This is a genomic window from Edaphobacter aggregans DSM 19364 (genome assembly GCF_000745965.1).
GTDB classification, from domain to species: Bacteria; Acidobacteriota; Terriglobia; order Terriglobales; family Acidobacteriaceae; genus Edaphobacter; species Edaphobacter aggregans.
The window spans coordinates 88,393-110,507 of sequence record NZ_JQKI01000013.1; the positions used below are offsets into that span (position 1 = coordinate 88,393).

At 63.1% G+C, this 22,115-nt stretch carries 17 protein-coding genes; 6 read left to right on the top strand and 11 right to left on the bottom strand.

Features of this window, described 5'->3' with window-relative positions; translation table 11 throughout:
- Nucleotides 1-149: 149 nt before the first annotated feature.
- The 8 genes from Q363_RS06210 to Q363_RS06245 form a co-directional block, all read right to left on the bottom strand.
- A complete protein-coding gene (locus Q363_RS06210) occupies nt 150-3,548 on the bottom strand; it encodes an Rne/Rng family ribonuclease (protein ID WP_035348695.1) in 3,399 nt (1,132 codons plus the stop codon).
- A 532-nt stretch (nt 3,549-4,080) separates the two neighbouring features.
- Complete coding sequence (rodA, locus tag Q363_RS06215; protein ID WP_035348696.1) at nt 4,081-5,181, bottom strand: rod shape-determining protein RodA; 1,101 nt, start codon at nt 5,179-5,181, stop codon at nt 4,081-4,083.
- A gap of 33 nt (nt 5,182-5,214) precedes the next feature.
- A complete protein-coding gene (locus Q363_RS06220) occupies nt 5,215-5,757 on the bottom strand; it encodes a Uma2 family endonuclease (RefSeq protein ID WP_035348698.1) in 543 nt (180 codons plus the stop codon).
- A gap of 37 nt (nt 5,758-5,794) precedes the next feature.
- Nucleotides 5,795-7,726 (bottom strand): penicillin-binding protein 2, encoded by a 1,932-nt coding sequence (mrdA, locus tag Q363_RS06225; protein ID WP_035348699.1) that lies wholly within the window; start codon nt 7,724-7,726, stop codon nt 5,795-5,797.
- A 36-nt stretch (nt 7,727-7,762) separates the two neighbouring features.
- Nucleotides 7,763-8,287, bottom strand: a complete 525-nt coding sequence (gene mreD / locus Q363_RS06230) for a rod shape-determining protein MreD (protein WP_035348702.1) — start codon at nt 8,285-8,287, stop codon at nt 7,763-7,765.
- A gap of 1 nt (nt 8,288) precedes the next feature.
- Complete coding sequence (gene mreC / locus Q363_RS06235; protein WP_035348705.1) at nt 8,289-9,596, bottom strand: rod shape-determining protein MreC; 1,308 nt, start codon at nt 9,594-9,596, stop codon at nt 8,289-8,291.
- An 87-nt stretch (nt 9,597-9,683) separates the two neighbouring features.
- Nucleotides 9,684-10,778 (bottom strand): alpha/beta hydrolase, encoded by a 1,095-nt coding sequence (locus Q363_RS06240; RefSeq protein WP_084080086.1) that lies wholly within the window; start codon nt 10,776-10,778, stop codon nt 9,684-9,686.
- 33 nt (nt 10,779-10,811) lie between these two features.
- A complete protein-coding gene (locus Q363_RS06245; protein WP_245632062.1) occupies nt 10,812-12,083 on the bottom strand; it encodes an esterase in 1,272 nt (423 codons plus the stop codon).
- Between Q363_RS06245 and era the strand changes: the two genes are divergently transcribed.
- The 3 genes from era to Q363_RS06260 all read left to right on the top strand — a co-directional run bounded on the left by era (nt 12,052) and on the right by Q363_RS06260 (nt 14,922).
- Nucleotides 12,052-13,098, top strand: coding sequence for a GTPase Era (gene era, locus Q363_RS06250; protein ID WP_035348710.1), 1,047 nt, complete (start codon nt 12,052-12,054; stop codon nt 13,096-13,098). The two genes, Q363_RS06245 and era, sit on opposite strands and share 32 nt — an antisense overlap.
- 118 nt (nt 13,099-13,216) lie before the next feature.
- Nucleotides 13,217-13,768 carry a GNAT family N-acetyltransferase gene (locus Q363_RS35780; protein WP_051978448.1) on the top strand — a complete coding sequence of 184 codons (552 nt, stop codon included), beginning with the start codon at nt 13,217-13,219 and terminating at the stop codon, nt 13,766-13,768.
- Between the two features lie 170 nt (nt 13,769-13,938).
- A complete protein-coding gene (locus Q363_RS06260; RefSeq protein WP_051978449.1) occupies nt 13,939-14,922 on the top strand; it encodes a sugar phosphate isomerase/epimerase family protein in 984 nt (327 codons plus the stop codon).
- An 8-nt stretch (nt 14,923-14,930) separates the two neighbouring features.
- On the opposite strand, the gene Q363_RS06265 is transcribed toward Q363_RS06260, so the two are convergent.
- The 3 genes from Q363_RS06265 to ald are packed head-to-tail and all read right to left on the bottom strand — an operon-like array spanning nt 14,931 to nt 19,850.
- Nucleotides 14,931-16,310: a sigma-54-dependent transcriptional regulator gene (locus Q363_RS06265; protein ID WP_035348711.1), complete on the bottom strand. Its 1,380-nt coding sequence runs from the start codon at nt 16,308-16,310 to the stop codon at nt 14,931-14,933.
- Entirely contained in the window at nt 16,307-18,715 is a 2,409-nt protein-coding gene (locus Q363_RS06270; RefSeq protein ID WP_051978450.1) for a sensor histidine kinase, read from the bottom strand. The genes Q363_RS06265 and Q363_RS06270 overlap by 4 nt, the downstream gene beginning before the upstream one ends.
- A 22-nt stretch (nt 18,716-18,737) precedes the next feature.
- On the bottom strand, nt 18,738-19,850 hold the full coding sequence (gene ald, locus Q363_RS06275; RefSeq protein WP_035348713.1) for an alanine dehydrogenase: 1,113 nt from the start codon (nt 19,848-19,850) through the stop codon (nt 18,738-18,740).
- Between the two features lie 163 nt (nt 19,851-20,013).
- Here ald and Q363_RS06280 point away from each other — a divergent pair, with 163 nt between their 5' ends.
- The 3 genes from Q363_RS06280 to Q363_RS06290 all read left to right on the top strand — a co-directional run bounded on the left by Q363_RS06280 (nt 20,014) and on the right by Q363_RS06290 (nt 22,110).
- Nucleotides 20,014-21,078: a rod shape-determining protein gene (locus tag Q363_RS06280; RefSeq protein ID WP_035348715.1), complete on the top strand. Its 1,065-nt coding sequence runs from the start codon at nt 20,014-20,016 to the stop codon at nt 21,076-21,078.
- A gap of 154 nt (nt 21,079-21,232) precedes the next feature.
- Entirely contained in the window at nt 21,233-21,646 is a 414-nt protein-coding gene (gene parS, locus Q363_RS06285) for a type II RES/Xre toxin-antitoxin system antitoxin (protein ID WP_051978451.1), read from the top strand.
- Nucleotides 21,643-22,110, top strand: coding sequence for an RES family NAD+ phosphorylase (locus tag Q363_RS06290; RefSeq protein WP_035348719.1), 468 nt, complete (start codon nt 21,643-21,645; stop codon nt 22,108-22,110). The genes parS and Q363_RS06290 overlap by 4 nt, the downstream gene beginning before the upstream one ends.
- The last annotated feature ends 5 nt before the right edge of the window (nt 22,111-22,115 follow it).

Sequence of the window (22,115 nt, forward strand, 5' to 3'; positions counted from 1 at the left end):
ACCCTGTTTGGGCGGGCTTGTTGTGTATGTAAGACGCAGAAATCCGGACTTTGGATATACGGCAAGATGCCGGGTTTGTGACGGTTACAGGAGAACACAAAAAGGGGCACCCGTTTGGGATGCCCCTAATCACGCAGAAATCGCGGGCTCTAGTGAATGTCGAACTGCTCGGGATGAAGGCTGGGGTCGGACTTGACGAGGATGGTCTTGCCGACGATCTCCTCCATCTCCTGCAACCACTTGGTGGATGACTTGAGCTGCTTGACGACATCGGGATGGACGCGCAGCATGACGTCGCCGCGATCGAGGTGACGCGCCATCTTGCGCATCTCGACGTAGATGTCGTTGCAGACGGTGACGGGCGACTTGACCATGCCGGTACCGGCGCAGACGTTGCACTGCGTGGAGAGCGTGCGCTCGAGCGACTGCTTGACGCGCTTGCGCGTGATAGCGACGAGACCAAAGTCGTTGAACTGAAGAATCTTCGATGGAGCGCGATCGCTCTTCAGCTCCTCTTCGAGTGCAGCCATGACGCGGTTGCGATTCTTGCGCTCGTCCATGTCGATGAAGTCGATGATGATGATGCCGCCGAGGTCGCGCAGGCGAATCTGGCGCACGATCTCGGGGATGGCGTCGAGGTTGGTCTTGACGATAGTGTCCTCGAGCCGCGCCGTCTTGCCGACGTACTTGCCGGTGTTGATGTCGATGGCGACGAGTGCCTCGGTCTGGTTGATGACGATGGAGCCGCCGGACTTGAGCCAGACCTTGGAACGCAGCGCCTTGTTGATCTCTTCCGTGATGCCGAACTGCTCGAAGAGCGGTGTCTCCTTGGTGTAGAGCTTGACGCGGCGGATGAGCGAGGGCTGGAAGCGCTGCAGGAAGCGCAGCACGCGCTCGTACTCACTCTCGCTGTCGACCCAGATGGCGGAGAAGGTGTCGGTGACCTGGTCGCGCAGAATGCGCTCGACGAGGTTGAGGTCGTGGTAGATGAGCGCAGGCGATTTCGAAGACTCGGAGCGCTGCTTGATGTCGGCCCAGAGGTTGAGCAGGAAGCGCAGATCGCTGCGCAGCTCCTCTTCTGTTGCGCCGGCTGCGGCGGTGCGGACGATGAAGCCGCCGGCGGCGTCGCCCTTCTCGCTGAGCAGGATCTCCTTCAGGCGGCGGCGCTCGGAGTCGGACTCGATCTTGCGCGAGACGCCGGTGTGGTTGACGGTGGGCATGAAGACCAGGAAGCGTCCGGGAAGGGCGATGTGCGAGGTGATGCGCGCGCCCTTCTTGGCGATGGGCTCCTTGGCGATCTGAACCAGGATCTCCTGGCCGGGCTTCAGCAGCTCGCTGATAGCGGGAAGATTGGTCGCCTGCATGGAGCTGCGGCCACGGCCACGTCCGCCGTTGCGATCGCGGTCTACGCCGCCGCCTCCTCCGGCGTGACGGGCGCGGTCGCGTCCACCACGACGGCCATCGCGACGTCCGCGGCGACGGTCGAAGTCGTGCGAGCGATCGGTCGCCGGAACCGTGCCGTCAGGTTCGGCGGCGGCCAGCGGCTCGCCCTCGACGTCCTCTTCCTGGACGAAGCCGTCTTCGGTCTCCTCGGCCTCGTCGATCTGGTCGGCCTCGAAGGTCTCGAAGCTGCCGTCGTGGATCGCGTCCTCTTCCTCTAGGTCGTCTTCGTCTTCGACGCCGGAGCGCGTGATCTCGTCGATCGACATCTCGCGGATCATCGTGCCGAGGTCGGCTGCGCCCTCGAGCGTCTCCTCCTCGTCGAGATCGTCGAGCTCTTCGACGGACGAGGCATGCAGCATGGCGGTGTCGTAGTCCTCATCGTCGATCACTTCCTCTTCGATCGCTCCGGTGCCGGGCTCGAAGGCCTGGTGCGCGGCCTCGGCCTCGACGGGGTCGGCGACGACCGGCGCGGGCGAGTCCATCTCGCCGCTGCCGTGGATCGAGGTGATCTCGTGGGTGACGCCTTCGGGCTCGTGCGCGGGTGTGGGGTGGATATGCTCTGCCTGCGGCTCGGGCGCGGCGGGGCTGAGCTCAAGCTGCTCGATCTCGGCGTGGGGCAGCTCGGTGTGTTCCTCGGGATGCCCAAGGACGGTCTCTTCGACCTCGGGCTCAACCTCCTCCGGCGCGCTCTGGCGGAACTCGCTGGGCGGAATGGGGTCGAAGCGGTAGGAGACGGAGGCTTCGGTGGGCTCGTAGTCGGCCGGCTCGGCGAGCTTCGTGGGCTGCGCCTCGCTCACAATCGTCTCTTCGATGGCCTCCGGCACGGCGGCTACGGATTCCGGGACAGCGATGGCGGTGGTTTCAGCGACGGGCTGCTGGCGCTCCTGCCTGCGATGGCGCGAGAGCGACTCGCCGGGGAGCACGAGGCCGCCGTCCCAGCCGGCTGGAATCTCGAAGCTGGGAGCGGAGGGGGCGGCCACGACCGGCTCGGCCAGCTTTGGTGCGCTTGCCTGCGGCTGCTCGCCACTGGTGCGATACTTCGAGAGCGACTCGCCGGGGAGCACGATCGGCTCGAGCGCCGGTGCATCCTGCGCAGCCGTCTCGTCATATGCGCTCTCGATGCCGTAGAAGGAGGTGCGGGGAGCAAAGCCTCGTGGGACGCGGCGTCCGCCACGTTCGCGGTCACGGCCGCCGCGGCCACGATCGTCGCGCCCGCCACGATCGCCTCTTCCGGAGCGGTCTGTGCTTCCAGAACGGTCGCCGCGGTTGAAGCTCTCCTGCGGGAACTCGTTAACTCCGGAGGCGAATCCTGGAGCGGCGGCCTCACGCTGCGGTTCGGCTGAGCCGTCGATCTCGAGGGACGACTCGTAGGGGTCGGTGTCCGCCACATTGGCCTGCGGCTCTGTGGCTCCGATGGCCTGCTGGCGTGCATCGTCGCGCTGGCCACGGCCACGGCGGCGTCCGCGGCGTCCGCGCCAGCGGCGGCTTCCATCGGCTCCGGGAGCGCCTTCGCCGAGTGCGGCCTCGGGCTGGTCGGCGCGGATCTCTTCGCTTGGCTCGTCTGCGACGTAGTTTTCTTCTGTGGGATACGGTGCGGGGTACGGGGTCTCGGCCTCAGGTGATGCGGCGTACTCGGCGGGCTGGCGGTCCCGATTGCCGCCACGGTCGCGGCGGTCACGCCGGCCACGGCCTCCGCGGCCACGGTCTCCGCGGTCGGAACGCTCCGACGGACGCTCCCCAGAACGACCCGAATCGTCGCCTAGTTGGTTGCCCTCAAGGGTTACTGGCTCGCGGCTTCCGCGGTCGCGGCCGTCGCGGCCGTCGCGGCGTCCGCCGCGCTGCGATCCCTCGGCCTCGAAGTCGGCCGAATCTCCGGCCTCCTCCATAAAGTCTGTGATGTAGAGGAAGGCGTCACGCTCGAGGCCAATGTCCACGAAGCTGGACTGCATGCCCGGCAGCACGCGGGTTACGCGGCCGTTATAGATCGAACCGGCCAAGGTGTATTCGTTTTCGCGCTCGTAGTAGATCTCGGTGAGTGCGTCGTTTTCGACGATGGCAAGCCGCGTCTCATGCGGCGTGCTTGAAATATAGATTTCCTTCGACATTGTGCTCTGCTCTTCTTTCTGCCCGATGGTGGGCGGCAGACGAGGCGGAGAGCATCGGGAGTCTTCCTTTGCGATCGCTAAGGAAGACTCACCATTGGGACGGACAGGGTGCGGGAGGAGCGTAGACTCGATTGGACGATGAACGGAGATCCGTTCACGAGATGGGTAAACCACTCTGCCCGCGGGGCCCGGGAACGGGATGGTGCGGGACCGCAGAGATCGGATACGCCAGGGGAATCTTCGAGCAGCAGCTGCGGGCATGCGGACTTTGTGACCATAACAACCTCAAGATCAATCGCTTGAGGCGGGGCCGTTTGCCATCCGGATGCACTCATCTTCCCTGAAACCTGTCCGGCCAACGGATTCGATCTCTCGCCTGGCCGGCCTTTTCTTCAAATCTTGTTCGCCGCTCTCCGGCGCGTGCGCCTGGCAGGAGCGGGGATAAAACACTGACGTGGCATCTACCGCCGGTCAGGTGCTGTCCCTAGTATTGCACTAAAGACGAGACAGCCGCCAGTGGGGGGAGAGTTCTTCAGTTAACAAACCTGCGCATCCGGACGTTCATGACGATTCCGAGGGCGAGGAAGGTGAACAGGATGGACGATCCGCCGTAGCTCATCAGCGGCAGGGGAATTCCAGTCACCGGCATCAGCCCCACGACCATGCCGACGTTGACGGCGATCTGAAAGGTGATGACGGCGACGACCCCCATGATGAGGAAGGCTCCGGGCAGGTCGGCGGCGGTCTGCGCGTTCTGGATCAGTCGCATGAGGATGAGGAAGTAGAGCAGTAGCACGCCAACCGCGCCGACGAAGCCGTGCTCCTCGCAGAAGGCCGCGAAGATGAAGTCGGTGTAGGGGATGGGCAGGAAGTCGCCCTGGGTCTGGGTTCCTTTGTTGGCTCCCTTGCCCCAGATGCCTCCCGAGCCGACGGCGATGAGCGACTGGCGGATCTGGTAGCCCTTGCCCTTGGGGTCGGCGTCGGGGTCGATGAACGAGGTCAGGCGAGCTTTCTGATAGGGCTTCAGCAGCTTGCCGCTCTTCCAGGCGCCTCCGATGAGCACGGCGAAGATCAACGCGAGAATCGCAGCCTGTTTGAAGCGGATTCCGCCGAGGAAGAGCCCGCAGAGCAGCACCGGGAGGTAAGTGAGCGAGGTTCCCATGTCCGGCTGCGCCAGCACCAGCATCATCGGGACGCAAACCAGGACGAAGGCCTTACCGATGTCGGTCCAGCTGAGTTCCCTGCCCCCGAGGTTCCAGAAGTATCGCGCCACGGCGATGATCAGAACGAGCTTGACCCACTCCGAGGGCTGGAAGTGAACGCCGCCGCCGAGATTGATCCAGCGGCGCGCGCCCAGCACCTTCTGGCCGACCAGCTTGACGGCAATCAGCGAGAGGATGCTGATTCCATAGGCCCAGGGGACGATGTCAATCAGGCGGTGATAGTCGATCATCGAGACGAGAAACAGCAGCACGATGCCTACGACGAGGAATTCGATCTGCTTGGTCTCGAAGCCGTGGAACTTGGTGTGCAGCGTCGCCGACTTGATCTCGAGCACGCTGATGACCGACAGCAGCATGACGAAGCCGAGAAGGACCCAGTCGAAGTCGCGGTAAGAGGAGAGACGAAACATACTTGCTCAGTTCGGTTGGATCAGGGAGTCGCCCTAGTCCTGATCGAGAACCGAAAAGACCTCCGCAACATTCACCTGAATCGACGTTCCGGCGACGGCCAGTTCGGCCTCGCGAACCACCTCAAAGCCGTCTGCCGTGTATCTGCGGGCCTCGCGCGCATCGGAATCGAAACACCACACGTGCTCGACTCCCATGGTGAGGTAGTCGTTCAGGCGCGCTCGGATCTTTGCCCAGGTATCTTCCGGACTCAGGACCTCAATGCAGAGCAGCGGGGCCTCCCGGACGATGCGGTTCACCTTTTGCCCGCGGCGCAGAACCAGCAGGTCGGGAATCCGTAAGCGCTTCGGGCCGACCTGAAGACGACACTCCGGAACGGTGATCACTCCCCATTCCTTCTCATGGTTTCCAAAGATTCTATCCAGAAGGTGCAGCACACGTCCGCGCTCGTATTCGCCCACGTTCCGCTCTTCGACCCTCCCGTCCACATAGTCGCAGTCAGGCCGATAGCTTGTTCGTAGGTACTCCTCTTCGGAGATAAAGCGCTCTTCCGCCGAAATTGCATGGGCCGTAGCCATAGCCTTAGTATGCTCCCCGCTCTGCTCTGATGTCCCGTTAATTGCTGGTCGGCCGCGGCGGCGCTGTGGTCGTAGCGGTTCCTTCCGGAGCCGATGAAGCTGTCGTCACCGGCTTTGGTGTCTCGGCGATGCGGATGTTGTTGTTACGCTTCCGCTGCTTCTCCACAAAAACATTGATAATTCCTGATGCGAGCCTGGCGGAGTTATTGCCCCAGTAGCCGTGCTCCCACAGAACTGCTACGACGATGTCGGGGTTGCGACGGGGTGTCATTCCTACAAACCAGGCGTTAGGAATGGTGCTCTTGTTCGTGCTGTTCTTCTGACGCCCGCCGACGACGTCCGCCGTCCCGGTCTTACCTGCGAAGTCGATGCCTTCCAGGCGGGCAATGTAGGCAGTACCAATCGGTGAGGACGTTACGGCGTACATGGCGTCGGTGATCGTCTGCCAGTTCTCAGGGGAAAGAGGAATGGTCTTTTCGCCGGACCCGGGAAAGGTCTCATGAACCGCTTCCAGTTCCTCCGGAGGAATTTCATCAGGAAAGACAACATGGGGACGCCGGAGGACTCCGCCTGAGGCGATGCCGGAGAGCGCACGAGCGAGTTGGATGGGGGTTGCGGTGACAGCACCCTGACCGATGCCGACCGATATCGTCTCGCCGGCGTACCACTTTTCGTGGAAGTTCCTCATCTTCCAGACGGTTGAGGGTACGGTGCCCGAGACCTCGTCGGGGAGGTCGATACCGGTCTTCTGCCCTAAGCCGACAGAGTTAGCGTACCGAGCCATGGTGTCAATACCGAGGCGGTCGGCGAGCGTGTAATAGAAGGTATCGCACGAGTAGGGGATGGCGTTGTCGATGGTGACCATACCGTGGTTGCGGTCGCAGGAGAAGTAGTGTCCGTAGAAGGTCGCACCGTGATTGCAGGGCACGTGCATGGTTTGGGCGATGCCTTCCTGAAGCCCAGCGTAGGACATGATGATCTTGAATGTCGATCCCGGGGCCAGCTGGGCCTGGATGGCCTTGTTTAGAAGAGGATGGTCGGGATTGGTGAGGATCTCGTTCCAGTAGCTCTTCGAGAGCCGGACGGAGAACTGGTTGGGATCGAAGGTGGGGCGCGAGGCAAGAGCAAGAATCTCGCCGGTATGCGGGTCCATCGCGACGATCGCACCAGTCTTGCCTTCCAGAGCTTTTTCGGCAGCTATCTGAATATCGAGATCGATGGTCAGCTTGAGGTCCTTACCCGGCTGCGCGAGCGTCTGGCCGAGACGGCCTATCTCCTTGCCGTGCGAATTGACGATGACGTCGCGACTGCCGTCGACGCCGCGCAGCACAGCGTCGTAGGTGGCCTCGACGCCTGACTTTCCGACCACGTCGCCCGGCTGATAAAAGGCGTACTTCGATTTGTTGAGGTCGTCCTCGGAGATCTCGCCGACGTAGCCGATGAGGTGCGCCGCGAAGCCATCGCGCGGATAGAGGCGGCGCTGCTCGTCGAGCGTCTCGAGTTCGGGTAGCTCGTTGCGATGGGCCTCGATGAAGGCCTGCTCGTCGGGAGTGATGTCCTGCTTGAGCGGAATGGGCTGATACTTCGGAGAGGACTGATAGCGCTTGATGGTGGCTTGAATCTGGTCGACGGAGATGTGAAGCCCCTGCGCGATCAGCGGCAGGTCCACGTTCAGGTCCTTCACCTGCTCCCGCAGCAGGAAGCAGGATACGGACGGGTAGTTATCCACCAGCAGCCGGCCTTCGCGATCGAAGAGCCTGCCGCGCGGCGCAAGCACAGGGACCTTGCGGATGCGGTTGGCCTCGGCCAGCGCGCGGAAGTTGTCCGCACCCACAACCTCCAGGCGCCACAGGCCGGCGGCCAGAATCACAAGCACGAGCGCGATGATGTACTGCGCGGCGTGCAGCTTCGATGCCGGCAGCTTTTCGGCCTTGCCCAGCTCCAGCTCGCTTTGTGGGGTCAGTTCCATGCTTGTTCCTGAACAGAAGTTAGACGTTTCATCGCGCTATTCGGGACGTTTCGTATAGTCGAGCAGAAGAAAGATCGGGACCGCAACCAAAGTGTTGGCCCCGGCCCGTATCAGCTCGTGGACCCACTGCAGATGGAGGTCGGCCTGTCCGAGCAGACGACGGTTGATGAGAAACAGGAGCAGGCTGTTCAGCAGCGAGAAGCCGAAGTTCATCACCACGCGCGTCGTGAGATTGTCCACGTCCACCTGCACGCCGATGCTGGACGCGATATACCCGATCACCGACTTGGCCATGCCGTTGACGCCGATCGGACGGCCCGTCAGAGCGTCCTGCGCCAGGCCGATGGCTGCGCCGGTGAGGGTTCCGGCCGCGGGGTTGCGCCGCGAGACGGCGAAGAAGATTGCGACGATCAGGGGAAGGTCCAGGATGGACAGCCGCCAGTAGAGCTTCGCTAGCAGCACCTGCAAGACGATAGCCGCCACAGGCACCAGCAGCGTGACCGCTGGCGAGAAGCTGTGCTCTTCGAGCTCTCGGCGGGATGTGTAACTCAGGCTCGGCATCTCAGTTGTCAGGACTCGTGGCCTCCGGCTTTGTCGTGTCTTTCTTCGTCGAGGGCGCTGCGGCATCTGCGGGCGGCGGTGCGGTCCGCTCGCCGGCTGGCGACGGCGTGGACGAGCTGGGAACATGGCCCTCAGGATGTCCGGCACCCGGTGTGAGCGAGGAGGCCGGCGGCGTCGTCCCCGGGGTGTAGCGGTCCGGATGCAGCGTCGGCAAAGGCTTCGGGACTACGCCCGCGGGATTTGCCGCGGTGGGCTTCTCCGCGTCTGCCGCGCCTGCCGGAGCATTCGGGTCCGGGGCGGTCTCTGCTTCATGAATGCTGGGCAGCCTGGCGGAGACGATCTGCGCGGCTGACTTCGCCGCGGCTTCGGCGGCGGCCTGATCGGCGGCGGCCTTTGCGGCGGCTATCTCCTGCGCCGTCGCGACTCCCTGGGCCAGGTCCTTCCGGGCCTGCGCGGTGAGATCGCTCTGCGTCCCCGTGATCACGAGGACTTCTTCGAGCTGGAAGAGGTTCGTTGCCGGCTTCACCACGATGGTCGTGTAGGGCTGGTGCTCCGGGTCCGGCGCGATCGACTCGATCGTTCCGACGTTCAGCCCGCGAGGATAGACCTGGTCACCGCCGGAGGTCAGGACCTGCTCGCCCGGCTTGATGCGGGAGTCCGGCGTGAGATTGTTGATCACGATGCGCCCGCCCTGGCTGCCGTGAAGAATCGCGCGGATGCGCGTCGAAGCCAGCAGGACGCCTGCGCCCGAGGTCTGGTCGTTAATCATCAACACCTGCGCGGTGTGCGGAAACACCTCGCGCAGCTTGCCGACGATGCCATCGGGCGTAATCACGGCTTGGTCTACCTTCAGGCCGTCGCTCGCTCCCTTGTCGATGTAGAGCACGCGGGACTGGTCGGTGCCGCTGTTTCCAATGACCTGCGTTGCGACCGTCGAGGCCACGTAGTGCTGCTGGAACTTCAGCAGCTCCTGCAGGCGATGGCCCTGCATCGCGTCTTCGGCCAGCTGTGCCTGTTCCAGCCGCAGGCGCGCGATCTCGTTTTGCAGGTCGCGGTTCTGCTGACGGGTGTTGCGCAGGTCCACGTAGTTGGTCCATCCGTGGCGCACGTTGTAGCCGATGCCGTGAAAGAACCTCTCGAACGGCATGACGATCGCCACCACCCAGTGGCGCAGTAGCGTCACCTTCTCGCTGTCCGGGGCGCCCGACTCCACGGGACGGCGCACCTGGATGGCCAGGCCGATGGTCTGCGCCAGCAGGACCGTCACCAGGACCAGTACGTTTTTATATCGACTGAAGAAGGATTCCATGCGCTTGCACTTATTATCCCGCGAGCAGCCCCGTCGTGCAGATTGGCGGCGCTGGTGCATCTTTGACGGCGGCTCCGCCCGCCCGTATCAACCGCCCGCCGGAAAGATCACCTGGACAAACCGGACCAACCCCTCCCGCCAGACAATATAGCTGTGCGTCCCATCCGGTTCCTCGAAGTTGACCTGCTGCCCCTTCGCCTGCAGCCAGTCGGCCAGCCTACGGTTGTCACCGGCCAGCTCGTCGTCCTTGCCGCAGACCATCCAGACGAGCCGCCGCCCCGGGGCTTTTGGGGAAAACAACGCCAGCAGCTCCCCGAAGTCCTGATGCTGCAACGCGGCGCTCTCGCCGCCCACCCAGGCGAAGGTCTCCGGATGGTTCAGCCCGACGACGAGGCTCTCCAGCCCGCCCATCGAGGCGCCAAGGACCGCCCGCCCTGCAGCGTCCAGCCGGACGTTGTACGCCCCCTCGACCTGCGGGATCACCTCGGTCAGTAGAGCCTTGCTGAAGAGGCTGAGGTTCCGCGCTACAGCCGCACGGTCGTCCCAGACCTTGTAGTCCTTCGTGAAACTCATCTCGCCGTAGCCCAGGGGCATCACCACGACCATCGGCCGGGCCTTTCGCTCGGCGATCAGGTTGTCGAGAATGACGTCCGCCTGCGCGAACTCAACCCAGCTGCCGGCATCGTCCCCCCAGACATGCAGCAGATAGAGCACGGGGTACGGCCGCGCCTTCGGGTCGTATCCCGGCGGGGTGTAGACCACGAACTCACTGCGGTTCGCCGGCAGCCCCACCACCGTCTTCGTCGTGTAGGTGTGATGGGTCACGGTGCCCCGCAGAGCAGCTGTCCGCTCCCACGGCTTCGGCGGTGTTCCCGGAATCGCCAGAAGGCTGTTGCCGTAACGCTTCGCGGGGTTCTGCGGATCGCGCACCGTCTCGGCGCGTCCATCCACCGCGAAGCGATAGCCGTAGATCTCCGGCGCGAGCGGCTCGGTCGTCACGGTCCAGACGCCATCGTTTTCCTTGTGCATGGGAAGTCTCGCCGCGCGGTTCTCGAGCAGCAGCTCAACCTTTGCGGCCTTTGGTGCGGAGAACCGGAAGGTCACACTGCGGTCTGCGTGAGTCTCCGTCGAGCGAAACTTCGCCGCCTGCTGGGCTAACGCCGTCAGCCCGCAGCAGAGCACCGCTACCAGTCGCGCCGCACGCATCATTCCGCGCTACTTCTCCCCGAAGAGCAGCGGAGTGAAGTGAATCAGGTTATCGCGCCACACCGACCAGGTATGCCGACCCGGCGTCTCGATCTGGGTCACGGGCATGTTCTTTCCCTTCAGCCACTCGATGAACTTCCGGTTTGGCGCGATCAGCTGATCGTCCACCCCGCAGGCGATCCACAGCAGCTTCAGGTCCGCCTTCTTCGGGTCAAGCGTTGCAAATGTCTGGGTGGCGTCCAGCTGATGGACCGCCGAGCTGAATCCGCCGACGTAGGCGAACATGTCCGTGTGCTCGAGCCCGATCGTCAGCGACTCCAGGCCGCCCATCGAGAGCCCTGTGATGGCGCGGTCCTCGCGCCTCTTCGAGACGCGATACTCCGCCTCCACCTGCTGCAGGACCTCGGTCAGCAGGGACTTCTCGAAGAGGGAGACGTTGTGGTCGATGGTCGACGCGTGGTTCCAGACGTCGTGGTCGTGGACAAAGGCCATATCGCCGTAGCCCAGAGGCATCACCACCACCATCGGCTTGATCTTTCCCTCGGCCAGCAGATTGTCGAGGATCAGGTTCGCCTGTCCGACCGCGGTCCAGCCCGAGGCGTCGTCGCTCCAGCCGTGCAGCAAGTAGAGCACCGGATAAGACTGCTTCGCCTTCTCGTCGTAGCCCGGAGGCGTGTAGACGTAGTAGTCGCTCTGGTTCTCTGACAGGCCAAGCACCGTCGCTGTCTTGTAGGTGTGATGGTGCACGATGCCGTGCGGAACGTCTCTTGCATCCCATGGCTGCGGTCCATCGCCCGGAACCTCGACCAGGTTTGACAGACCCACCAGATTGGGAGTGGCCTGTGGATTCGAGCTGTCCAGCCGCGATATTCCATCGACAACGAAATGATAGCCGTAGATCTCCGGAGCCATCGCAGGCGTCGTCACCGACCAGATACCGTCTGCATCCTTCTCCATGGGCAGCGGCGCGCCGTTCACATCGATCGCCACTGCAGCCTTCAGGGCCGCCGGATCGCGGTACCGAAACGTAATGGTGCGATCGGCGTGGACCTCGGGCGAACGGACCGGCCCTGCTGGTCGTACGGCCTGATCGGCCGGTTGCGCAGGCTTCTGGGGCGGCTGTGCCGCAGCCGCGAGGGAAATAATCGCCAGGGACAATGTAAGAGAAAGATTCCAAAGGGTGTACTTCATACGGGAGAAGTGTAACTGAAGAAACGCCGCCGCATAATGCGGCGCATAATAAGGAGCAATGGCATTTCGCTCCGGTTTCGTCTCCATCATCGGCCGCCCCAACGCGGGCAAGTCCACCTTGCTGAACGCCCTGCTCGGCCAGAAGCTCGCAATCGTCACCCACAAGCCCCAGACGACGCGCACGCGCATCCATGGCGTTCTTGAAGTTCCTCTGCGCAAGAAGACGAAGACCGACGCCGGCCGCCCCGCTGCCCAGGTCGTCCTCGTCGATACGCCCGGCATCCACAAGCCCGCCACGCAGCTTGATCGCCGCATGATGCAGGAGGTGCAGGACGCGCTCGAGTCGCGCGACCTCGTACTCTTTATCGTCGACGTCACGCACCGTCTGCCGCGCGAGAACGACGATACCAACAAATCTCCCACAGCGCAGCGGCGCAAGCTCTCCGCCGCGGAAGACGACTTCGCGCTCTCCTTCGTCAGCAAACTCTCCTGCCCGGTCATCCTCGTGCTCAACAAGATCGACGCTGTTCCCAAAGCCGATCTTCTCCCGCTGATCGCGCACTGGAGCGCGCTGCATAACTTCGCTGCCGTGATTCCCATCTCCGCACGCAAGAAGCAGGGCCTCGACCTTCTGCTCGACCAGACGGTCGCGCAGCTTCCAGATGGTCAGCGCTACTTCCCCAAGCACCAGCTGACCGACCAGCCCGAGCGCTTCCTCGTCGCCGAGATCATCCGCGAGAAGATCCTTCTGCTCACCGGCGAAGAGGTCCCCTACGCGACCGCCGTCGTCATCGAGAAGTACGAAGAGCCTGCCTCGATGCGAAAGACGAAGGACGGCAAGCTGCCTGTGACGAAGATCGCCGCGGCAATCTTCTGCGAGCGCGCCGGCCAGAAGGCCATCCTGATCGGAAAGAACGGCGAGATGCTGAAGCGCATCGGAACCACGGCCCGCAAGGAGATCGAATCTCTCATCGGGACCCGGGTCTTCCTCGAACTCTTCGTGAAGGTGCATGAGGACTGGCGCAGCTCCTCCACCTTCGTCGAAGACCTGGACTGGCGCCGGCAGCTGGAAGAGATCGCCGCCAAACAGGGCACCGGACACTGATTCCCTGCTACACTCAAGCCCTTCCTATGACTGCCTGAATCGCGCGTGTCCCTGCCCGAAGCTGCTCTTGGTTCTCGGGCCTCGCTACGCCTTCCAAACGGTTCAGGAGATCCTCGCAATGTCATCGCCACTTATTATCAAAGAAATTCGTACGCTTCGCCTGGCGCTAGTCGCGATTACACCCGACACCATCCTCGCCGAGCAGGCCGCCGACGGCGACTTCCATCTGCTCGGCGCGGCCATCGGCTGCACGATTCATCCCGAGTGGCCTCCCATTCACTGGGAGCCGCACGTCCTCACCTTCATGCTCAATCAATTCGCCGCTCATCCGGACCAGGCCAGCTGGCACCGCTATGTTGCGTTGCCGGAGCCGAATGGAGCGCGCACGCTGATCGGCTGTCTGGGAGCCTTCGCCAAAGACGATCCGCCCGCCACATGCGAGATCGGCTACAGCATCCTGCCATCCTTTGAAGGCCGGGGCTACGCGACCGAAGGCACGCGCGCTCTGATCGATCACCTGCGCGCGGACACGCGAATTACCAGCATCATCGCCCACACGTTTCCGTCGCTCACAGGCTCCATTCGGGTGATGGAGAAGTGCGGCCTCGTCTTCGATGGCGACGGAGCAGAGCCCGGAACCATTCGCTATCGACTGCGACTTCGGCCGTGATCGCGAGCTTCTTTCGCGGTGCAGTCTCTTGCCAGCCGAGACGATGCGCTCATCTTGACGGCGAATAAACTGAGCCCATATTCTCCTCCAACTAAACAATCGCTGGCTTTTGTTACCGCCAGCGGCGTGCCGCGACACCTTGCACCTTACAACCATGAAAGGCGGGAAGTTTGCCCACTGGTTACCTGCAGCAAAGCCTCCGCACCGATCGACGCAGTTTTCTAAGGCTCTCCGCACAGGCCGCCGCAGCGCTTGCCCTTGAATACAACGGCTTGGCGCAAAAACCGATAGCGCCCCGCTATGAACCCTTCGCGCTTGGCCTTCTCATCAAACCGTTCCCGGATCCCGACAAAGCGATAGCCGTCGTCCGCCAGCTCGGAATACCCACTTGCTTCCTCTCGCTGGACGATTACATCGGCAAGTTCACCCCGGTACTCGCCTCTACGCTGCGTGACTCTCTCGACCGGCACCAGGTCATCGCCACCACCGCCGAGGTCGTCCGCCCCGAACCACTCAAGTGGAACTTCCTCGACGGTCCTTCGACCATTGGAGTCGTTCCCCGCGCCTACCGCGCTGCGCGCGTTGATGCGCTCAAGCAGACGTCCGACTTCGCGAAGCTGCTCGGCATCGACAAGGTGCAGACGCACTGCGGATTCATCCCGGAGAACCCGCGCGATCCGCTCTACGAAGAGACTATTGCCGCTATTCGTGAACTCACGCTGCACTGCGCCGGCAACGGCCAGCGCTTCCTCATGGAGACCGGCCAGGAGACCCCGACCACAATGCTTCGCGTCATCCGGGACATCAATCATCCAGCGCTGGGCGTCGGCCTCGACACCGCTAACCTGATTCTCTACGGCAAGGCCAACCCCGTCGACGCAGTCAAGATCCTCGGTCCGTATGTTCGCTCCACGCACGCCAAGGACGGCAAGTGGCCGACGAATCCGTCGGAGCTCGGCGAAGAGGTCGTCATCGGCAAGGGTGAGGTCGACTTCGCGAAGGTCCTGAGCGGCCTGCGCTCTGCGGGCTACAAGGGCGCGGTTACCATCGAACGTGAGACCTCCGGCCCGCAGCAGATCGAAGACGTCCGCCAGGAGAAGCTCTACCTCGAGCGCATCCTTGCGCAGATGAAGGATCTTGCGCAGTTTGGCTGAAGGAATGACTATTCCTTGACCGTCACGCCCAGCGCCTTCATCTTGCGGTAGAGATGGCTGCGCTCGAGCCCCAGCCCCTCGGCCGCGCGGCTCACGTTGCCGTGAAATTCGTCCAGTTTCTTCAGGATGAACTCACGCTCGTAAGCCTCGCGCGCCTCCACCAGACTTGAGAACTCCTCGCTCTTCGTGTTGATGCGTCCCGACTCCGTGAGCTTCGGTCCGCGATACACCAGCATCGGCAGGTGCTTCTTCTCGATGCGATTTATCTTCGGGTTCAGGATCAGCACGCGCTCCACCAGGTTGCGCAGCTCGCGCACGTTCCCCGGCCAGTGATACTGGCGCAGCGCAGCCAGCGCATCCTCGGTCATCTCCATGTGCGGTCTGCCGTAGCGCGGGCCGAACTCCTCGAGAAACTCCTTCACCAGAAGCGGGATGTCTTCCTTGCGATCGCGCAACGGTGGGACGTAAAACGGAATTACGTTCAGGCGATAAAAGAGGTCCTCGCGAAAGTTTCCGCGCGCGATCTCTTCTTCGAGGTCCTTGTTGGTCGCCGCAATCACGCGCACATCCACGTGAACCGGATGCGAGGCACCTACCGGAAGAAATCTCTGCTCGTCGAGCGCGCGCAACACCTTCGCCTGCGTCTTCAGGCTCATGTCGCCCACTTCATCCAGGAACAGCGTGCCGCCGTCGGCGCGCTCGAAGGTTCCGCGCTTCTCCTGCGGGCCCCCGAGAACCGCGCCGTGGCGGTAGCCGAAGAGTTCGCTCTCAATGTAATCCTCAGGAATCGCCGCGCAGTTCAGCTCGACGAAGGGGCGGTCCTTGCGCAGGCTCGCCGCATGCATCGCCTTGCCGATCAGCTCCTTGCCGGTGCCGCTCTCGCCGTAGATCAGCACGCGGCCATTGGTTGGGGCCATCAGCTTGATCTGCTGGCGCAACGCCTTCATCGCCACGCTCTGTCCGGTCACGTTCGACCGCGACGTCAGCTGCCGCGCAAACTCCGCGTTGTCCTCGCGCATCTGCCGTGCGCGCATCGCGTTCTTCACCACGATCAGCGTCCGCTCGAGCGACAACGGCTTCTCGAGAAAGTCGTACGCCCCCAGCTTCGTCGCACGCACTGCGGCCTCAATGGTTCCGTGACCGCTGATGATGACGACCTCGGGAACGCTGGCGTTCTCCAGCCGACGAATCTCTCCCAGCGTCTCCAGTCCGTCGCGATCCGGCAGCCAGATGTCCAGCAGCACCACATCGTAGTCGGCGTCGCGCACCAGTTCCAGCGCCTCGGTGGCGGTCGCGCTGGTCGTCACCACGTATCCCTCTTCGCGCAGGATGCCCTCGAGGGACTCGCGAATCTCCGCCTCGTCGTCGACGATCAACACGTGGTTCAAGCCGTCACTCCCCCGTTGCCGTGCACCGCTGTTGCAGACCCTTCTTGTCCCCCATCCGCGCCTGCAGCGGCCCTCAGCTCGATGATGAACTTCGCGCCGGCGGGGACATTCTTCTCCGCGCGAATCGTCCCCTGATGTTCCTGAACGATCTTCGCCGCAATCGCGAGCCCCAGCCCGGTGCCGCGCTGCTTGGTCGAAAAGTACGGCAGAAAGAGGCGTTCGCGCATCTCGTCCGTCAGGCCGGAACCCGTATCTGCGACGGTCAGTTCCACCATGCCGTTCTCGAGCAGGCTCGTCGTGATTCTCAGCTCGCGCAGCAGGCTCGACTGCATCGCCTCTGCCGCATTGTCGATAAGGTTGCCGATCGCGCGCTTCAGCGCCTCAGGGTCGGCCATCACCAGCGGAAGATTCTTGCCCATCCACTTGACGACCGTGATGGTCTGCATACGCCCCGCAAACATCGCCAGCGAGTTCTCGACGATGGTGTTGAGGTCCGCGGGCCGCGGCTGCGCCGTCGGAAACTCGGCGAGCGCGCCAAACTGATCCACCAGTGACCGCATGCTCTCCACCGAGCTCGAGATCACCTCGCTCGACCGGTGTATCACCGCGGGCGAAGGCGACTCGATCGCGTGGAAACGCAGCGTCTCCGCCAGCCGGTCGATGTGCCTCCGAATCTGCTCGGCGCTCAGCGAGATCGGCGTCAGCGGGTTCTTGATCTCATGCGCCACGCGTCGCGCGACCTCCTTCCACGCCGACTGCTTTTGCGCACGCAGAAGCTCCGTCGCGTTCTCCAGCACAATCACGTAGCCCCTGTGCTCGCGGCGCATGCGCTCGTTGCCGATCGGTGTCTCGAGCAGCGCAACCGTCGCCAGCAGGTTCAGCGTGGCGCCAAACTCTCCTTCGGGAGGAGTCATATCGACCTCGCTCGACGCCGAGCCCATCCGGTGGCTGCGCTTGATCAGCCGATCGAGCACCTCGGCAACGTCCTTCGGAAATACCTCCTCCATCGGACAGCCCAGAAACGGCCTCTGCCCGCCGGGGTCCATCATCTCGCTCAGCGCGCGGTTCGCCAGAATAATGCGCCGCTCCGGGTCGAGAGTCGCCACGCCGTTCGGAATCGTCTCGAGCATCGTCTCCAGCTCGCCCCTACGCGCCTCGAGCGCCGAGTTCGCTGCACTCAGCTGAATCGTCGACTCGTCAACGGCCCTGCGGCTGCCCTCAAGGTCGGCGGCCATGTGGTTGAAGCTCCCCACCAGCTCGCCCAGCTCCTCGGTCGCGCTCTCCTTCACGCGATGCGCATAGTCGCCCGCGGCGATCGCCTCCATCGCGTCTGCCAAGGCCTCCACGGGCTTCGTCACCTGCTTTGAAAGATGCAACGCCAGCCAGCTTGAAGCGAACAGCGCCAGGCATGTCATCATCAGCAGCAACATCATGTAGAGGTTGCGCAGTTGGCGCCGTCCACGAAACAGCGTCCAGTACTGGTCGGCAGCCGAGCGCAGCCGCGTCATCGTCGCCGCCATGCCGTGCGGCATCGGCAGGCCCACCACCACCACCTGCCCCTGCCGCATCGTCGCGGAGCCCAGCGCATAGTCCGTATCGCCCAGGCTGAAGACAGGCTCGTCGGTGCGCTTCGCTGCCTCCAGAATCGCCGCGTCCGTGGGGCCTTTCAGCGGCTGGCCTTCGGTCAGCTGGCCATCGCGCACCACTCTCGAACCGCCGGCGCTTATGCCGCCCTGCTCCGGAAGCCACGTCCTCACCTGCGCGGTTGCTCCGTCGCTGCTGGGCACGTGGAACGAAGCCGCTGCGCGTCCTTCCTCGTACACCACGGCAAAGCCGTTCTGCAGCGTGATCTCGTGCTGGCGCAGCACAGCTTCCATCTCGCTGCGAGTCATTCGCAGAGCCGTCGCAGCTTTGCCCCGCTGCAGTTTGGTCTCCAGTAGGCGCGACGCAATCGAATCCGCCTCCGCACGCGCATTCGCCGTCGTATAGCGAGCCAGCTCGAAAGCCATCCGGTTCGCGTCGTCGCGCATCTCCGTCACCGGCTGCGAGAACCAGCGATCCACCGCGCGATTCAGCAACAGATAGCTGAAGGCGAACATGAACGAGATCGGAAGCAGGCTCACCAGCACCGCTCCCCACAGCATCCTCGTTCGCAGCCTCGTCCCCATCACGCGGCTGCGCTGGTCCGCATACAGCTTCAGGACGTTGCGAACCAGCATCACCAGCACGGCCACGAAGAGCAGAAACGCCACCACCGACAGGCCCGTGTAGATGAAGATCTGACCCGTCGTCTCCGGATCGAGAAAGCGCTTATTGAAGGCATTCAGGGCCGCGAGCGCGACAAACAGCACGAGCAGGCAGGTCCCCAGCACGAGGATCTTTCGCCTGTTGTCCGTGATGGCCATCGCTCCGCCTCTCTCCGAGCGGCTACACCAGCTCCGCTACGGACTTCCACTCGCGCCTCTGCGCCGCCGCCACTGCCTCATACGTCAGAACGCCGTCGTACGTATTCACGCCCTCGGCGATGCCATTGTCTTCCTTGATCGCCGCCTTGGCACCAACTTTCGCGAGCCTCATCACATATGGGAACGTCGCATTGGTCAGCGCGAGCGTCGACGTATTCGGAACCGCCGCCGGCATGTTCGTCACGCAGTAGTGCACCACGCCGTCCACCACGTACGAAGGATCGCTGTGCGTCGTCGGGCGCGCGGTCTCGATGCAACCGCCCTGGTCGATCGCCACGTCCACGATCACCGCGCCCTTCTTCATCTTCGCGACCATCGTCTTGGTGACGATCTTCGGCGCCGCCGCTCCCGGAATCAGCACGCCGCCCACCAGCAGATCTGCCTCGCGCGCCGCGCGCTCAATGTTGTAGCTGTTCGAGGCCATGGTGAAGACGCGCCCGTTGAAGATATCGTCCAACTCGCGCAGCCGGTTCAGGCTCAGGTCCACCAGCGTCACCTTCGCTCCCATGCCCAGAGCCATCTTCGCCGCGTTCGTTCCCACCACGCCGCCGCCGATGATGCACACGTTCCCTGGAGGCACACCCGGAACTCCACCCAGCAGCAGCCCGCGGCCGCCGTGCTCCTTGGTCAGATACTCCGCGCCTACCTGCACGCTCAGCCGCCCGGCGACCTCGCTCATCGGCGTCAGCAGAGGCAGCGCTCCGGTACGGTCGCGCACCGTCTCATAGGCGATGCCAGTAACCTTCTTCTTCAGCAGGGCGTCCGTCAGCTCGGTCAGCGGAGCCAGGTGCAGGTAGGTAAACAGCACCAGCCCCTCGCGGAAGTGCCGGTACTCCGACTCCACCGGTTCCTTTACCTTCACCACCATCTCGGCACGGCGCCACACGTCGTCGGCGGATGCCACCATCTTGGCGCCCGCGGCCTCGTACTCCTCGTCCGGCATGGCCGAAAGCGCTCCCGCCTTCTGCTCCACCAGAACCGTATGTCCAGCTTCAACCAGCGCCTTAACACCCGCCGGGGTTACGCCTACACGGCTCTCGTGGTCTTTCACTTCCTTCGGCACGCCAAGAATCATTGTTATCTCACTCCGTACCCCGATTGTATCTATTCGTGACAATCCCGGGCCGCTGCGCTACTTTGCCTCCAGGAGCGCAAAACACCTCTTCCCGCAGTACACTCGCAGGAAAGCCTTACAATAGCGGTAATACCTCTGCCCTCTAGGAACGAACCAGCCCAAAATGTCTTCGAACAACTTTCAGACGCGTTACTCCCGCATCCACAATATGCGGTCCCTCTTCAGCCTGTTTTCGAGCGATCTCGCCATTGATCTCGGCACGGCCAACACCCTCGTCTACGCTGCCGGCAAGGGAATCATCGTCAACGAGCCCTCCATCATCGCAGTGAACAAGGTCACCAACGAGGTCGAGGCCGTCGGTAAAGAGGCCAAGGACATGCTCGGCCGCACCCCCGGCAACATCGTCGCCATCAAGCCCATGAAGGACGGCGTCATCGCCGACTTCCGGCACACGGAGAAGATGCTGAACTACTTCATCCAGAAGGCGCACAACCGCAAGATGATGGTGCACCCGCGTATCGTCATCGGCGTGCCCTCCGAGATCACCCAGGTTGAAAAGCGCGCCGTCATGGACTCCGCTTATCGGGCGAAGGCATCCGAGGTCCACCTCGTCGAGCAGGCGATGGTCGCCGCGATTGGCGCGGGTTTGCCCATCACCGAGCCCGGCGGAAACATGGTCGTCGACATCGGCGGAGGTACCACGGACATCGCCGTCATCTCGCTGGCAGGCATTGTGTATTCGCGCTCGGTCCGGGTGGCCGGGAACCAGATGGACGAGGCTGTCATCACGTACCTGAAGCGGAAGTACAACCTGCTGATCGGCGAGCGCACCGGCGAGCAGATCAAGATGCAGCTCGGCTCCGCCTACATTCTCGACAAGCCGCTCTCGATGGAGGTCAAGGGACGCAATCTGATCGAAGGCGTGCCGAAGACCATCACCATCGACGACTCCGAGATCCGCGAAGCCCTCTCCGAGTGCATCGCGACGATCATCAACGCCATTCGAGTTGCCCTCGAGCGCACCCCGCCCGAGCTCTCGGCCGACATCTCCGACCGCGGCATCGTCCTCACGGGCGGCGGCGCGCTCATCAAGAACCTCGACAAGCGCATCCGCGAGGAGACGGGCCTGCCGGTCTCTATCGCCGACGACCCGCTGGCCTCAGTCGTGCTCGGAACCGGCAAGATGCTCTCGGACTTCAAGCTCCTCCGCAAGATCTCGATCGACTAGCCCTAAGTGCCCTATTCCGCTATCTGGCGCGGATAGGGCCCCCCTCCTGTCTTTTTGTGCAAGGCATTCAATCGTTGCACGTTAGCCTGGTACCTTCCTCCTAGAGCGACAATTTGCCAGTATCATGTATGGCATAATGCCGGAAGAGGTTCCTATGGCTGCGCACCCCAATATCGGTGACTACATCGGAGTTACACCGAAGTCTCAGTTCGACCTGGCCGAGATTGTGGAGCAGGGGCTCCCTACGGAGACGGTTGCGCTTCTGCGGGATAAGGGGCTGACCTTCTCCGAAGTCTCGGAGATCGTGATCTCGCCGCGAACCCTGCAGCACCGCAGGGCGCGGGGCGAGCACCTCTCGCATGAGGAGACCGACCGGCTGGTTCGCCTGGCGCGAATCGCCGTACTGGCCGAGGAGGTCTTTGGAGACCGCGAGAAGGCGCTTGGGTGGCTTCGGTCGCAAGACGAACGCATCGGCAATCGATCCCCTCTAAGCCTGCTGCACACCGAATCCGGCGGCCGGCTGGTGGAGGACATGCTGTGGCAGATCGATGAAGGCGTGTACGTGTGAGGACGCTGTGGCGAATCAGCAGGCACAGCGATCTGGAAGGGCTGGGCGGAGAAAAGACAGAGGGCCGCTGGCACACGGCTGGAAGAGGCAAACGCATCGTCTACCTGGCCGAGCATCCTGCGCTGGCTTTAGTCGAGGTGCTCGTCAATCTGAGAGGCACTCCGGAGTTCTTCCCCGAAAGCTATCGGCTGATGAAGATCCATGTGGCGGATGGCACCTCGACCGATGCGGTCGCGCCGGAGAACTTGAATCCAAGCTGGCGTGAGGACAGCAAATCGACGCAGATGCTGGGAGACGCGTGGCTTGAAGGCTCCTACTCTGCGCTGCTTGCCGTGCCTTCTGCGCCGTCGCCGGAGTCAACGAATTATTTGCTGAACCCGCGTCACTCGGATGCAAGCAGAGTGACGGTCGAGTGGTCGCGGTGGATAGCATACGATCAACGCCTCTTCCGGGTGCGCAAGTAGGCAAA

Coding starts and splice junctions, on each gene's coding strand:
- ald (WP_035348713.1), bottom strand. CDS start 19,850: ATGATTCTTGGCGTGCCGAAGGAAGTGAAAGACCACGAGAGCCGTGTA.
- mreD (WP_035348702.1), bottom strand. CDS start 8,287: ATGCCGAGCCTGAGTTACACATCCCGCCGAGAGCTCGAAGAGCACAGC.
- era (WP_035348710.1), top strand. CDS start 12,052: ATGGCATTTCGCTCCGGTTTCGTCTCCATCATCGGCCGCCCCAACGCG.
- rodA (WP_035348696.1), bottom strand. CDS start 5,181: ATGTTTCGTCTCTCCTCTTACCGCGACTTCGACTGGGTCCTTCTCGGC.
- mrdA (WP_035348699.1), bottom strand. CDS start 7,726: ATGGAACTGACCCCACAAAGCGAGCTGGAGCTGGGCAAGGCCGAAAAG.
- Q363_RS06270 (WP_051978450.1), bottom strand. CDS start 18,715: ATGGCCATCACGGACAACAGGCGAAAGATCCTCGTGCTGGGGACCTGC.
- Q363_RS06210 (WP_035348695.1), bottom strand. CDS start 3,548: ATGTCGAAGGAAATCTATATTTCAAGCACGCCGCATGAGACGCGGCTT.
- mreC (WP_035348705.1), bottom strand. CDS start 9,596: ATGGAATCCTTCTTCAGTCGATATAAAAACGTACTGGTCCTGGTGACG.
- Q363_RS06220 (WP_035348698.1), bottom strand. CDS start 5,757: ATGGCTACGGCCCATGCAATTTCGGCGGAAGAGCGCTTTATCTCCGAA.
- Q363_RS35780 (WP_051978448.1), top strand. CDS start 13,217: ATGTCATCGCCACTTATTATCAAAGAAATTCGTACGCTTCGCCTGGCG.
- parS (WP_051978451.1), top strand. CDS start 21,233: ATGGCTGCGCACCCCAATATCGGTGACTACATCGGAGTTACACCGAAG.
- Q363_RS06245 (WP_245632062.1), bottom strand. CDS start 12,083: ATGATGGAGACGAAACCGGAGCGAAATGCCATTGCTCCTTATTATGCG.
- Q363_RS06280 (WP_035348715.1), top strand. CDS start 20,014: ATGTCTTCGAACAACTTTCAGACGCGTTACTCCCGCATCCACAATATG.